Here is a 12,473-nt window from a genome sequence, read left to right as displayed (position 1 = left end):
GGCTGAACGGCCTTCCCTCGGCGTGGAGGGCTTAGCCTGGGGCTATGACCGAGGCGACCACGACCGACCTGCGCGAGATCCCCTTCCAGACCGCCGACGGCGGCACCGCGACTCTGGCGGAGTACGGCGAGCAGGTGCTGCTCATCGTGAACGTCGCCTCGAAATGCGGGCTCACCCCGCAGTACGAGCAGCTGGAGGAGCTGCAGCGCGCGTACGCCGATCGCGGCTTCACCGTGCTGGGCTTCCCGTGCAACCAGTTCATGGGTCAGGAGCCCGGCTCGATGGACGAGATCCTCGAGTACTGCTCCACGACGTGGGGCGTGACGTTCCCGGTCTTCGACAAGGTCAAGGTCAACGGCCCCGGCTCGGCGCCGGTCTACAAGGCGCTGAAGAAGGCGCGTGACACCGAGGGTAAGAAGGGCCCGATCCTGTGGAACTTCGAGAAGTTCGTGCTGACGCCGGAGGGCGGCGTCCACCGCTTCCGCCCCACCGTCAAGCCTGATGACCCGGCGATCGTCGAGGTGATCGAGGCCCATCTCCCACACTGAGCCCGCACACGGAACAGGCCCGCCGCGAATCGTCGCGGCGGGCCCGTTCCGTCTGGAGGCGGTCAGGCCTGGACGTCGGCGGGCTCGCGGTGCTCGGCCCACACCTGACGCACGATCTGCGCGAACGCGTCCGCGGGCTGGGCTCCCGACACGCCGTATTTGCCGTCGATCACGAAGAACGGCACGCCGTTGATCCCGTAGGCGGCGGCCTGGGCCTGGTCCGCGCGGACGGCGTCGAGGTAGCGGCCGCTCTGCAGAGCCGCACGTGCGGCGTCGGCGTCGAGTCCGGCATCCGCGGCCAGCGCGACGAGCTCGTCCTCGCGGCCGAGGTGGCGCCCCTCCGTGAAGTAGGCCGACATCAGGCGCTCGGCGAGCTCGTGCTGGCGGCCCTGCTCCTTCGCGAAGTGCAGCAGCTCGTGCGCCTTCACGGTGTTCGTGTGCTTGAGCAGGTCGAAGCGGTACTCCAGTCCCGCGTCGGCGGCGACGCCGGTGACACGCTCCAGCATCTGCTGCACCTGCTCGCGGGGCATGCCCTTGTGCTCGGCGAGGAAATCGAGCTCGTCGCCCTCGAAGTCGACCGGGGTGTCGGGCGAGAGCTCGAACGAGTGGAAGGTCACCTCCACCGCGGGGGCGTCGTCATCCGCGGATGCCGCGGCCAGCCCGTTCTCGAGATTCCGCTTGCCGATGTAGCACCAGGGGCAGGCGATGTCGCTCCACACGTCGATCTTGATGGCGTCCGTCATGCTGGGGACAACCCGCCCACCGCGGCGATCTATTCCGACGAATGTGCTGAATCGGCCGTGGGTGCGTCGACGGCGCCGCCGAAGCGCCGGTCACGCCCGAGAAAGACGTCGATGCCGTGCCACAGGTCTTCACGGGTGAAGTCGGGCCACAGGGTGTCGAGGAAGACGAACTCCGCGTACGCCGACTCCCACAGCAGGAAGTTCGAGGTGCGCTGCTCGCCGCTGGAGCGCAGGAACAGGTCGACGTCGGGCATGTCCGGCCGGTACAGCCGGCGCTGGATGAGCTTCTCCGTCACGGCGGAGGGCCTGAGCCTGCCGGCAGCGACGTCGTCGGCGATCGAGCGCATCGCGTCGACCAGCTCGATGCGTCCGCCGTAGTTGACGCACATCGTGAGGGTCAGCACGTCGTTGCCCGCGGTCAGCCGTTCGGCGAACTGCAGCTCCTTGATCACGGATCCCCAGAGGCGGGGCTTACGGCCGGCCCACTGGATGCGCACGCCCCACTCGTTGAGCTGGTCGCGTCGGCGGTGCAGGACGTCGCGGTTGTACCCCATCAGGAACCGCACCTCGTCGGGCGAGCGCGACCAGTTCTCCGTCGAGAACGCGTAGACCGACAGGTGCTTGACGCCGGCCTGGATCGCGCCGGCGACGACGTCGAGCAGGGCGGCCTCGCCCGCCTTGTGCCCCTCGATGCGGGTGAGTCCGCGACGGTTCGCCCACCGCCCGTTGCCGTCCATCACGATCGCGATGTGGTTCGGCACGGCCCCCTTCGGGTATTCCGGCGGGTGGATGCCGGTCCAGTCGAGCGGGCGGTACGGCACCGCATCGCGATGCGTAAAGGGCTTCGGAGTCACCGGGGACCTTCCTGCGGGGCCGAGACGTGGGAGAGCGAGCGGATGCCGCGCTCCAGGTGCCATTGCGCGTAGGCGGCGATGAGGCCCGACGCGGCCGCCGTCGAGCCGTGGGGGGCGGCATCCACCGCGTCCCACTCCCCCGCCATCAGCGACTGCAGGAGCAGGACGGTGGACGCGTCGACCCGCGCCGCGCCGGTCGGCGCGCAGTCGCGGCAGACGATGCCGCCGAGCTGCGCGACGAAGGTGTCGTGGGGCCCGTTCTTGCCGCAGCGGGCGCACTCGCCCAGTCCCGGCGCCCAGCCCGACAGCGCCATCGCACGCAGCAGGTACGAGTCGAGCACACTGCGAGAGGCGTGCTCGCCCCGCGAGAGCGCACGCAAGCCGCCGACGAGCAGCAGGTACTGCTGCGGGGTCGCCTCGGCCTCGTTGAGCCGGTCGGCGGCCTCGACCATCGCGTGCGCCGACGTGTAGCGGTCGTAGTGCGCCACGATGTCGGCGCCGTAGGAGCCGAGCGACTCCGCCTGCTGCACGATGTCGAGCGAACGCCCCTGGTACAGCTGCACGTCGGCGACCATGAACGGCTCGAGCCGCGCACCGAACCGGGACGAGGTGCGGCGCACGCCCTTCGCGACAGCCCGCAGCTTGCCGTGGCGGCGGCTGAGCATCGTCACGATCCTGTCCGCTTCCCCCAGCTTGTGGGTGCGCAGGACCACGACTTCGTCGCGATAGGTGGGCACCCGTCAATTATCGTCGTGCCGCCGCGCGATCGGGTGCGGCGCGGCACGAGAATGGAGGGGTGAACGCGCCGGTCTTCGTGATCCCGCTGTGGGCGGATCTCATCGCCGTCGGCCTCGGCGGAATCCAGGGCGCCCTGTTCGCCTCCGGGTTCCGCGGTGAGCGACGCCTGGACATGCTCGGGGTCGCCATCATCGGCATCCTCGTCGGCATGGGCGGCGGTCTCATCCGCGACCTGCTGCTCAACGTCACGCCCACCACCCTGCAGAGCAACTGGTACCTGCTCACCGCCGCGGGGGCCGCCCTCTTCGGCATGCTGCTGGCGGGCCTGTTCCAGCGGCTCAACGCCCTCATCGTGGGCCTGGACGCTCTCGTCATCGGCATGTTCGGCGCCTTCGGCACGAGCAAGGCGCTCGCGCTCGGTCTTCCCCTCGTGCCCGCCGTGTTCGTCGGCGTGTGCGCGGCGGTGGGCGGCGGCATCCTTCGCGACGTGATCATGGGACTGCCGGTCGCGATCATGCATGTCGGCTCGCTGTATGCCGTCGCCGCGGGAGTCGGATGCCTCATCCTGGCCGTCTCGCAGCAGCTCGGCGCGAACGTCGTCGTAGCGGCGATCGTCGGCATCGTGGTGACGACAGTCATCCGCCTGCTCGCAGTGATCTTCGACATCTCGCTGCCCGAGCAGCGCGCGCTCTACCGCCGCAAGGTCGCCGTCGAGACGTCGGCCATCCCGATCGTCAAGAACTGAGGAGCCTGGGGCGGGAACACCGACGGGTGCGCGCAGGGATCACCCGCGCACACCCGTCGACGGTTCGCGCTCAGACGCCCGCGAGGGCTTCGGAGCGCTGCCGCGTGCGGATGGCGCGGTTCACGCCCGACACGATCGCCTTGAGCGATGCGGTCGAGATGTCGGAGTCGATGCCGACGCCCCACAGGCGCTCGCCATCGACCTGCAGTTCGATGTAGGCGGCCGCCTGCGCGTCGCCACCGGCGCTGAGGGCGTGCTCGACGTAGTCGTACAGCGTGACGTCGAAGCCCTGCGCGCGGACGATCTCGAGGAACGCCGCGACCGGGCCGTTGCCCCGCCCGGATGCCTCGTACCGGTCGTCGCCGTCGCGCAGCGTGATGTCGAGCGCGACATCGCCCGACATGTCGCTGCGGGTGCTGGTGGCCAGCAGCTCGAAGCGGCCCCAGCGCTCGTCGGCGACGTCGGACGGCAGGTACTCGTCGGTGAAGATCTGCCAGATCTGGTCGCTGGTCACCTCGCCGCCGTCGGCGTCGGTCTTGGCCTGCACCACGCCCGAGAAGTCGATCTGGAGCTTGCGCGGCAGATCCAGCGAGTGGTCGGTCTTCAGCAGGTACGCTACGCCGCCCTTGCCGGACTGCGAGTTCACGCGGATGACGGCCTCGTACGAGCGACCCAGGTCCTTCGGGTCGATAGGCAGATACGGCACCGCCCACTCGATCTCGTCGACCGTGACGCCCTCGGCGGCCGCGCGGGCCTCCATGGCCTCGAAGCCCTTCTTGATGGCGTCCTGGTGCGAGCCGCTGAACGCGGTGAACACCAGGTCGCCGGCCCACGGGCTGCGTTCGTGCACCGGCAGTTGGTTGCAGTACTCGACAGTGCGCTTGACCTGGTCGATGTCGCTGAAGTCGATCTGCGGGTCGACGCCCTGCGTCAGCAGGTTGATCCCCAGCGCGACCAGGTCGACGTTGCCGGTGCGCTCGCCGTTGCCGAACAGGCATCCCTCGATGCGGTCGGCGCCGGCCATGTAGCCCAGCTCCGCCGCGGCGACCGCGGTGCCGCGGTCGTTGTGCGGGTGCAGCGACAGAATGACGTTCTCACGGTGCGCCAGGCGCCGGCTCATCCACTCGATCGAGTCGGCGTAGACGTTGGGCGTGGCCATCTCGACCGTCGCGGGCAGGTTGATGATGACCTTGCGCTCGGGGGTCGGCTCGAAGATCTCGATGACCTGGTTGCAGACGTCGAGGGCGAACTCGAGCTCGGTGCCGCTGTAGCTCTCGGGAGAGTACTCGTAGAACACCTTGGTCTCGGGGATGCGCTTCTCGAACTCGCGGCACAGGCGCGCGCCCTCCAGGGCGATGTCGATGATGCCCTGGCGATCGGTGCGGAAGACCACCTCGCGCTGCAGCACGCTCGTCGAGTTGTACAGGTGCACGATCGCCTGCTTGGCGCCGGCGATCGACTCGTACGTGCGCTCAATGAGGTGCTCGCGGGCCTGCGTCAGCACCTGGATGGTGACGTCGTCGGGGATCAGGTCCTCTTCGATCAACTGCCGCACGAAGTCGAAGTCGGTCTGGCTCGCCGACGGGAAGCCGACCTCGATCTCCTTGTAGCCCATGCTCACCAGCAGCTCGAACATGACGCGCTTGCGCTCGGGGCTCATCGGGTCGATGAGCGCCTGGTTGCCGTCACGCAGGTCGACGGCGCACCAGCGGGGTGCGGTCGTGGTGCGCTGGTCGGGCCAGGTGCGATCGGGCAGATGCACGGCGATCTGCTCGTGGAAGGGCCGATACTTGTGGATCGGCATGCCCGAAGGCTTCTGGGTGTTCTGCATGGTCGTCGCTTCTCTCGTCTGTCGAGCGGATCGCCCGAACGGGCCGGCTCGATGCCTGATGTTGCGGGCCAACACAAAGCTCCGCGACGAGGAAGGCCCTAGAACGAGGTCTCGTCGCGGCGGCTAAGAAGGAGAAGCCCGCCGAAGCGCATGTCATCAGGCTACACCCCGTTCGGACCGCAGCGCGAACCGGCCGGCGGAGCGGATGCCGCGGCATCCGCTCTGAGACGATCCCGGCGCCCGCGACACCAACGGTGTATGAGAGGTCTTCGTCGCCCGCTCGGCATCGTCGCCGCCACCGCGTTCGTCATGCTCGCCGCCGCCGGGTGCGCCGGCGCGGGGCCCGGCGCCACGCCTGCCCCGGCCGCTTTCGGAACCGTCGCCCCGGTCCCACCGGAGGATGAGGTGGGCGCGGTCGGCACCGTGCTCGATGTGGGCGGCGACGTGCAGCTGTGCCTCGGCGCCGTCGCGGAGTCCTATCCGCCGCAGTGCACGGGGCTGCCGGTGGAGGGCTGGACCTGGGACGGGGTCGATGGCTCGGAGACCTCGGGCGACACCAGGTGGGGGGCCTACGCGGTGCGCGGCACGTACGACGGAGCCACGTTCGCGATGACGAACACCCCGGTCATGCTGGCGCTCTACGACCCCATCGCTCCGGTCGACCCGACCGGAGGCGAGCCGGGTGCCGGCGACGACGCGACGCTCGCACGCCTTCAGGACGAGATGCCGGACCGCCTGGGCGACGCGTACCTCGGCTCGTTCCCGCAGGACGGGTGGCTGTGGGTGGACGTCGTCTGGGACGACGGCAGCCTCCAGGAGGCGGCCGACGCGGAGTTCGGCGACGACGTGGTCGTCGTCCGCTCCGCGCTGCACCTCACCGGCAGCTGAACCGCGGTCAGAAGCCGAGACGCCCCAGCTGCTTGGGGTCGCGCTGCCACTCCTTCGCGATGCGCACGTGCAGCTTCAGGAACACCTTGGTGCCCAGGAGCGGCTCGATCTGCACGCGTGCGCGGGCGCCGACATCGCGCAGCCGTGAGCCCTTGTGGCCGATGATGATGCCCTTCTGGCTGTCGCGCTCGACGACGATGTCGGCGAAGACGTCGGTGAGGTCGGAGTCCTCGCGGGGTGCGACCTCCTGCACGACCACGGCGATCGAGTGCGGCAGCTCGTCGCGCACGCCGTCGAGAGCCGCCTCGCGGATGATCTCGGCGATGCGGTCCTCGGTCGACTCGTCTGTGACGACGCCGTCGGGGTACAGCGCCGGGCCCTCCGGCATCAGTGCCAGCAGCTCGTCGGTCAGCACGTCGAGCTGGTCGCGCGTGAGCGCCGACAGCGGGATGACCGCCGCCCAGTCGTCGCGCAGCTGGTCGACCTCGATGAGCCGCTCGGTGATCTGCTCGCGGGCGGCGGCATCCGTCTTGGTGACGATGGCGACCTTCTTCGCGCGCCCGTACCCGCTCAGCGACTCCGCGATGCGGCGGTCTCCGGGGCCCACCTTCTCGGTGGCCGGTACGCAGAAGCCGATGACGTCGACGTCGCCGAGCACCTGCTCGACGAGGTCGTTCAGCCGCTGCCCGAGGAGCGTGCGCGGCTTGTGCAGGCCGGGGGTGTCGACGATCACGAGCTGCCCGGCGGGACGGTTCAGGATGCCGCGGATCGCGCGCCGCGTGGTCTGCGGCTTGTCGCTGGTGATCGCGACCTTCTCGCCGACCAGCGCGTTCGTGAGGGTCGACTTGCCGACGTTGGGGCGTCCGACGAACGTGACGAAGCCGGAGCGCCCCTCGGGAGTCGTTGCGGAGTCGTTCTCGGTCATGGCGTGTCTTCCTTCCTCGGCAGCCGGATCTCCCCGGTGCGGGTGCTCACGGTGCGGATCTCGCCGGTCCGGGGCGAGCGCCCGGTGTCGGCGCCGGATTCGCCGCGCTCGACGAACACGGTCGAGATGCCCCGACCGCGGCCGCGCGAGGCGCCGCCGGTGAGCACGAGACCGGCGTATTCGGCGGTCGCACCCGGCTGCGGGACGCGTCCGAGCGCTTTGCCGAGGAGGCCGCCGATCGAATCGACGTCCTCGTCCTCCAGTTCGAGACCGAACAGATCGCCGACCTCGTCCAGACCGAGCCGGGCGCTCACCCGGTAGTGGCCGGGCTCGAGCTCGGTGACCTCCTCGGCGCGCGGGTCGTACTCGTCCGAGATGTCGCCGACGAGCTCCTCGATGAGGTCCTCCAACGTCACGAGGCCCGACACGCCGCCGTACTCGTCGATGACGAGGCACACGTGCACGGCGTCGCGCTTCATCTGCTGCAGCAGCGTCTCGGCCTTCATCGACTCCGGCACGAACACCGCGGGGCGCGCGATGCGGCTGATCGGCGCATCCCGCCATCCCGACTCGTCACGCCAGCCGAACTGCACGAGGTCCTTGAGGTAGAGAACCCCGACCACGTCGTCGGCGTCGTCGTCAACGATGGGCACGCGCGAGACGCCCTTCTCGAGGAAGATCGACATCGCCTCACGGGTCGAGGTGGAGGCATCCACGGTCACCATGTCGGTGCGGGGCACCATGACGGCGCGCACGAAGGTGTCGGTGAAGTCGAACACCGAGTGGATGAGCTCACGGTCGTCCTGCTCGATGAGCTCGTTCTCGGCCGCCTCGTCGATGATGCTGAGCAGCTGCTCCTCGGAGGCGAACGTCGAGCCTCGGGAGGCGCCGGGCGTGATGCGGGTGCCCAGGGCGACGAGGCCGTGCGCGAGCGGGCCCAGGATGATGCGCACGCCGCGGATGATCGGCGCCGCGCCACGCAGCAGCCCCTTGGCGTGGAGCCGGCCGACGGTGCGGGGGCTGGCTCCGACGACCACGTACGACACGCCGGTCATGAGGACCGCGGCGGCGAGCATCGCCCACCAGATGTTCGAGAACAGCAGCGTGAAGGCGACCGTGACCAGCACCGCGGCGGTCGTCTCGGCGAGCACGCGGATGAACAGCACCGCGTTGGCGTGCGCCTCGGGATCGGCGGCGATGCGCTGCAGCGAGGTGGCGTTGCGTCCGCCCGCGCCGAGCTCCGCGAGATCCGCGCGTGAGGTCACACCCAGCGCCGCGTCGATCGCGACCATGAGCGCGCCGAACGCCAGCAGGAGCGCGGCGGCGACGAGCAGGAGGGCAGCGGTCATGCGCGGGGTCTGCGCCGTTCGGCCGCCTGGAACGACGCGATGAGCTCGCGCTGCAGGCCGAACATCTCGCGCTCCTCCTCGGGCTCGGCGTGATCGAAGCCGAGGAGGTGCAGCAGGCCGTGCGTCGTGAGCAGCACGAGCTCGTCGAGCGTCGAGTGCTTGGCCGCCACGGCCTGCGCCTCGGCCACCTGCGGGCACAGCACGATGTCACCGAGCAGTCCCGCCGGCGTCGGGGCGTCCTCGGTGCCGGGGCGCAGCTCGTCCATCGGGAAGCTGAGGACGTCGGTGGGGCCGGGCTCGTCCATCCACTGCACGTGGAGCGCCTCCATCGCGCCCTCGTCGACGAGGAGGATCGCGACGTCCGCGTCGGGGCTCACGTGAAGCTCGGCGAGGTTGTGCTCCATGAGCCGCAGGAGGACGGTCTCATCGACGGCGATCCCCGATTCGTTGCCGATCTCGATGGTCATGGGCGTCCTCGCTTCGGAAGGTGATCACGGGGTCCGGGCGTGCGAGCGGTCGCGGCGCGCCGCTCTGCGCGGTTGGCGAACTCAGTCGCCTCGTCGCGCTCGCGCCGCGCGGCGATGCGCCGCTCGTCGTACTCGCTGTAGGCGTCGACGATCCGGCCGACCAGGGTGTGGCGGACGACGTCGTCGCTGGTGAGGTACGAGAAGTGGATGTCGTCGATGTCGCCGAGCACGCGTGTGACCAGCCGCAGACCCGACGCGCCCTGCGGCAGGTCGATCTGCGTGATGTCGCCCGTCACGACCATGCGCGTGCCGAAGCCCAGGCGCGTGAGGAACATCTTCATCTGCTCGGGGGTGGTGTTCTGCGCCTCGTCGAGCACGACGAACGAGTCGTTGAGGGTGCGGCCGCGCATGTACGCCAGCGGGGCGACCTCGATCGTGCCGGTCGCCATGAGCTTGGGCACCAGCTCGGGGTCCATCATCTCGTTGAGCGCGTCGTACAGCGGTCGCAGGTAAGGGTCGATCTTGTCGGTCAGGGTGCCGGGGAGGAAGCCGAGCCGCTCCCCCGCCTCGACCGCGGGCCGCGTCAGGATGATGCGGCTGACCTCCTTGCGCTGCAGCGCCTGCACGGCCTTGGCCATCGCGAGGTAGGTCTTGCCGGTGCCGGCGGGGCCGATGCCGAAGACGATGGTGTTCTCTTCGATCGCGTCGACGTACGCCTTCTGCCCGAGCGTCTTCGGACGGATGACCTTGCCGCGCGACGACAGGATCGCCTCGCCGAGCACCTCGGACGGGCGGGGTCCGCCCTCAGAGCGGAGGATGCGGTTCGAGGACGCGACGTCGTCCTCGCCGAGCGCGTGGCCGGCACGGGTCATCGCGAGGAGCTCGTCGACGAGGGATCGCGCCGCGGCGACGGAGGCGGCATCCCCCGTGAGGGTGATCTCGTTGCCGCGCACATGCACGTCGACGCCGGGATGCTCCTTCTCCACCACGCGCAGCAGGCGGTCCTGCGGGCCGAGCAGCTGGACCATGGCGACGCCGTCGGCGAAGACGCGGTCGCTCACGGTGTCGTGAGGGGGTTGATCAGGCACCGAGGCTCTTCTCGTCGAGGCCGCCCGCGAGCACATGAGCGTGCACGTGGAAGATGGTCTGGCCCGCGTTCGGGCCGGTGTTGAACACGAGGCGGAAGTCGCCGTCGGAATGCTCTGCGGCCACCGTGTTCGCGAGCCCCACGACCTCGGCCATGAGGGCGGGATCCCCTGCCGCGAGCTCGACGACGTTGCGGTACTGCTCGGTCTTCGGGATCACCAGGAGGTGCACCGGCGCCTTCGGGGCGATGTCGCGGATCGCGAACGCGTTCTCGGTCTCCGCGATGATCTCGGAGGGGATCTCGCCCGTTCTGATGCGCGTGAAGATCGAGGGATCGGTCATGCCGCAAGTCTACCGACGCGGCCCCGTGCGAGGACGGTCGCCACGTGCCCGGTCACCAGCGCCCGAGCGCCGTGCTCACCACGGCCAGAGCGGCCGGACCCGCCGTCGAGGTGCGCAGCACGGTGTCGCCGAGCCGCACGAGGCGTGCGCCCGCGGCCGCCAGCGCATCGAGCTCCTCGGCGGCGATGCCGCCCTCGGGCCCGACGATCAGCAGGACGTCCCGCTCGTCGCCGGCGTCGAGGGCGAGCGCGCTCAGTCGGTCGGTCGCCGTCGGCTCCAGGACCAGGACGACGGATGCCGCCACCCGGCGCGCGAGCTGCCCGGTCGTCGCGAGCTCGGCGACCTCGGGCACCCACGCGCGGTGGGCCTGCTTGGCGGCCTCCCGCACGATCGTCGACCACCGGGCACGGCCCTTGGCCGCCTTGGCCGCATCCCACCGGGACACGCTGCGGGCCGCCTGCCACGGCACGATCTCATCCACCCCGAGCTCGGTCGCCGCCTGCACCGCGAGCTCGTCGCGATCGCCCTTGGCCAGCGCCTGCACGAGCACCAGACGCGGACGCGGAGCCTCGGCATCCGTCCGTCCCGCGATGCGCACGACCACCTCGCGCGGCCCCACCGACTCGACCTCGCCGGTGAGCCACGCGCCGCGCCCGTCGCCGAGCGTGATCTGCTCGCCGACCCGCACCCGTCGCACCGTGGCGGCGTGATGCGCCTCGGACCCGGTGAGCGTCACCGCATCGCCGGGCACCGCCGTGAGCGCGTCGTCGAGGAGGAAGTGCAGCGCCACGGCTCAGCCGTTCCGGAAGCGGTCGCGCAGCTTCGCGAACAGGCCCTGGTGGAACTCGGCCAGCTTGGGAGCGGGCGCCTTGGTGCGCTTGGCGAAGTCTTCGATGAGGGCGCGCTCCTTGTGGTCCAGGCGCGTGGGCGTGACGACGTGCACGCCCACCTTGAGATCGCCGCGCTGCGTGCCCCGCAGCGGCGTGATGCCGCGGCCCTTGATCGTCAGGATGTCGCCGGCCTGCACGCCCGCCCGCACCTCGAGGTCGACGGGGCCGTCCAGCGACTCGATCGTCGTGGTGGTGCCGAGGATCGCGTCGGGCATCGACACCTCGAGCGTCGCGAGCAGGTCGTCGCCGTCGCGGCTGAACACCTCGTGGGGCGACACGGTGACCTCGATGTACAGGTCGCCGTTGGGGCCGCCCGCCGGGCCGACCTCGCCCGAGCCGGGCAGCTGCAGCCGCAGGCCCGTCTCGACGCCGGCGGGGATGTCGAGCGACACCGTGCGGCGTGCCCGCACCCGGCCCTGCCCCTGGCAGGTCGCGCACGGGTACGGGATGGTCGTGCCGTAGCCCTGGCACACGTTGCACGGCTGCGTGGTGACGACGTTGCCGAGCAGGCTGCGCACCTGGCGCTGCACGTTGCCGGTGCCGTGGCAGATGTCGCAGGTCACCGGGCTGGTGCCGGGCTGGCAGCACGAGCCCTGGCAGGTCTCGCACAGCACGGCGGTGTCGACCTCGATGTCACGGTGCGTGCCGAACACGACGTCGCCGAGCTCGAGCGTCACCCGCACGAGGGCGTCCTGCCCGCGTTCGCGGCGCGACCGCGGCCGGCCCGCGCGGGCGCCGCCGGCGGCCCCGAAGAAGGTCTCGAAGATGTCGTTGAAGCCGCCGAAGCCGCCGGCGCCGCCGCCGAAGGGCGAGTCGCCGCCGCCCATGTCGTAGCGGGCGCGCTGATCGGGGTCGCTCAGCACGTCGTACGCGTGGGTCACGAGCTTGAAGCGCTCGGATGCCTCCTCCCCCGGGTTCACATCCGGGTGCAGCTGGCGGGCCAGCCGCCGGTAGGCCTTCTTGATCTCATCGGGGGTGGCGTCGCGTGAGACGCCGAGGACCTCGTAGTGGTCAGCCACTTTCGCCTTCCTGCCGCGGGAGTGCCGCGGGAATCGTGTGTTCGCGTC

Annotated in this window: 14 protein-coding genes; 3 read left to right on the top strand and 11 right to left on the bottom strand. The window is 70.4% G+C overall.

The window, feature by feature from the left end:
* The first annotated feature begins 44 nt into the window (after positions 1–44).
* Entirely contained in the window at positions 45–548 is a 504-nt protein-coding gene (locus AC1DDU_RS16195) for a glutathione peroxidase (RefSeq protein ID WP_477435862.1), read from the top strand.
* Between the two features lie 62 nt (positions 549–610).
* Here the strand turns inward: AC1DDU_RS16195 and AC1DDU_RS16190 are convergent, their stop codons facing one another.
* From AC1DDU_RS16190 to recO, 3 genes are read right to left on the bottom strand one after another with little or no spacing between them, the layout of a single operon-like run.
* A complete protein-coding gene (locus tag AC1DDU_RS16190; protein ID WP_477435860.1) occupies positions 611–1,291 on the bottom strand; it encodes a DsbA family oxidoreductase in 681 nt (226 codons plus the stop codon).
* 29 nt (positions 1,292–1,320) lie between these two features.
* Positions 1,321–2,145: an isoprenyl transferase gene (locus AC1DDU_RS16185; RefSeq protein WP_477435858.1), complete on the bottom strand. Its 825-nt coding sequence runs from the start codon at positions 2,143–2,145 to the stop codon at positions 1,321–1,323.
* Positions 2,142–2,882, bottom strand: coding sequence for a DNA repair protein RecO (gene recO / locus AC1DDU_RS16180; protein WP_477435856.1), 741 nt, complete (start codon positions 2,880–2,882; stop codon positions 2,142–2,144). Before recO ends, AC1DDU_RS16185 begins: the two co-directional genes overlap by 4 nt.
* Positions 2,883–2,941: 59 nt before the next feature.
* On the opposite strand from recO, the gene AC1DDU_RS16175 reads away from it, so the two are divergent.
* Positions 2,942–3,628, top strand: a complete 687-nt coding sequence (locus AC1DDU_RS16175) for a trimeric intracellular cation channel family protein (protein ID WP_477435854.1) — start codon at positions 2,942–2,944, stop codon at positions 3,626–3,628.
* A 70-nt stretch (positions 3,629–3,698) separates the two neighbouring features.
* Here AC1DDU_RS16175 and leuA read toward each other — a convergent pair whose 3' ends face one another.
* Positions 3,699–5,459 carry a 2-isopropylmalate synthase gene (gene leuA, locus AC1DDU_RS16170; RefSeq protein WP_477435852.1) on the bottom strand — a complete coding sequence of 587 codons (1,761 nt, stop codon included), beginning with the start codon at positions 5,457–5,459 and terminating at the stop codon, positions 3,699–3,701.
* 258 nt (positions 5,460–5,717) lie between these two features.
* On the opposite strand from leuA, the gene AC1DDU_RS16165 reads away from it, so the two are divergent.
* Positions 5,718–6,347 carry a hypothetical protein gene (locus AC1DDU_RS16165; RefSeq protein WP_477435851.1) on the top strand — a complete coding sequence of 210 codons (630 nt, stop codon included), beginning with the start codon at positions 5,718–5,720 and terminating at the stop codon, positions 6,345–6,347.
* Positions 6,348–6,354: 7 nt separating this feature from the next.
* Here AC1DDU_RS16165 and era read toward each other — a convergent pair whose 3' ends face one another.
* From era to dnaJ, 7 genes are read right to left on the bottom strand one after another with little or no spacing between them, the layout of a single operon-like run.
* Complete coding sequence (gene era / locus AC1DDU_RS16160; RefSeq protein WP_477435849.1) at positions 6,355–7,272, bottom strand: GTPase Era; 918 nt, start codon at positions 7,270–7,272, stop codon at positions 6,355–6,357.
* On the bottom strand, positions 7,269–8,621 hold the full coding sequence (locus AC1DDU_RS16155; protein ID WP_477435847.1) for a hemolysin family protein: 1,353 nt from the start codon (positions 8,619–8,621) through the stop codon (positions 7,269–7,271). The genes era and AC1DDU_RS16155 overlap by 4 nt, the downstream gene beginning before the upstream one ends.
* Complete coding sequence (gene ybeY, locus AC1DDU_RS16150; protein ID WP_477435845.1) at positions 8,618–9,088, bottom strand: rRNA maturation RNase YbeY; 471 nt, start codon at positions 9,086–9,088, stop codon at positions 8,618–8,620. Before ybeY ends, AC1DDU_RS16155 begins: the two co-directional genes overlap by 4 nt.
* Complete coding sequence (locus tag AC1DDU_RS16145) at positions 9,085–10,116, bottom strand: PhoH family protein (RefSeq protein ID WP_477436867.1); 1,032 nt, start codon at positions 10,114–10,116, stop codon at positions 9,085–9,087. The genes ybeY and AC1DDU_RS16145 overlap by 4 nt, the downstream gene beginning before the upstream one ends.
* Positions 10,117–10,168: 52 nt before the next feature.
* Complete coding sequence (locus AC1DDU_RS16140; RefSeq protein WP_477435843.1) at positions 10,169–10,516, bottom strand: HIT domain-containing protein; 348 nt, start codon at positions 10,514–10,516, stop codon at positions 10,169–10,171.
* A 52-nt stretch (positions 10,517–10,568) separates the two neighbouring features.
* Positions 10,569–11,306, bottom strand: coding sequence for a 16S rRNA (uracil(1498)-N(3))-methyltransferase (locus AC1DDU_RS16135; protein ID WP_477435841.1), 738 nt, complete (start codon positions 11,304–11,306; stop codon positions 10,569–10,571).
* Between the two features lie 3 nt (positions 11,307–11,309).
* Positions 11,310–12,425: a molecular chaperone DnaJ gene (gene dnaJ / locus AC1DDU_RS16130; protein WP_477435839.1), complete on the bottom strand. Its 1,116-nt coding sequence runs from the start codon at positions 12,423–12,425 to the stop codon at positions 11,310–11,312.
* Positions 12,426–12,473: the final 48 nt, after the last annotated feature.

The sequence above is a fragment of the Microbacterium sp. 05T445 genome (genome assembly GCF_056395865.1).
This window is presented reverse-complemented; position numbering and strand designations above follow the sequence as displayed.

What these genes read in the sequence shown, in the direction of transcription:
- era (WP_477435849.1), bottom strand. Translation starts at nt 7,272, where the DNA reads ATGACCGAGAACGACTCCGCAACGACTCCCGAGGGGCGCTCCGGCTTC.
- ybeY (WP_477435845.1), bottom strand. Translation starts at nt 9,088, where the DNA reads ATGACCATCGAGATCGGCAACGAATCGGGGATCGCCGTCGATGAGACC.
- AC1DDU_RS16140 (WP_477435843.1), bottom strand. Translation starts at nt 10,516, where the DNA reads ATGACCGATCCCTCGATCTTCACGCGCATCAGAACGGGCGAGATCCCC.
- AC1DDU_RS16190 (WP_477435860.1), bottom strand. Translation starts at nt 1,291, where the DNA reads ATGACGGACGCCATCAAGATCGACGTGTGGAGCGACATCGCCTGCCCC.
- AC1DDU_RS16145 (WP_477436867.1), bottom strand. Translation starts at nt 10,116, where the DNA reads ATGGTCCAGCTGCTCGGCCCGCAGGACCGCCTGCTGCGCGTGGTGGAG.
- AC1DDU_RS16195 (WP_477435862.1), top strand. Translation starts at nt 45, where the DNA reads ATGACCGAGGCGACCACGACCGACCTGCGCGAGATCCCCTTCCAGACC.
- AC1DDU_RS16155 (WP_477435847.1), bottom strand. Translation starts at nt 8,621, where the DNA reads ATGACCGCTGCCCTCCTGCTCGTCGCCGCCGCGCTCCTGCTGGCGTTC.
- AC1DDU_RS16165 (WP_477435851.1), top strand. Translation starts at nt 5,718, where the DNA reads ATGAGAGGTCTTCGTCGCCCGCTCGGCATCGTCGCCGCCACCGCGTTC.
- leuA (WP_477435852.1), bottom strand. Translation starts at nt 5,459, where the DNA reads ATGCAGAACACCCAGAAGCCTTCGGGCATGCCGATCCACAAGTATCGG.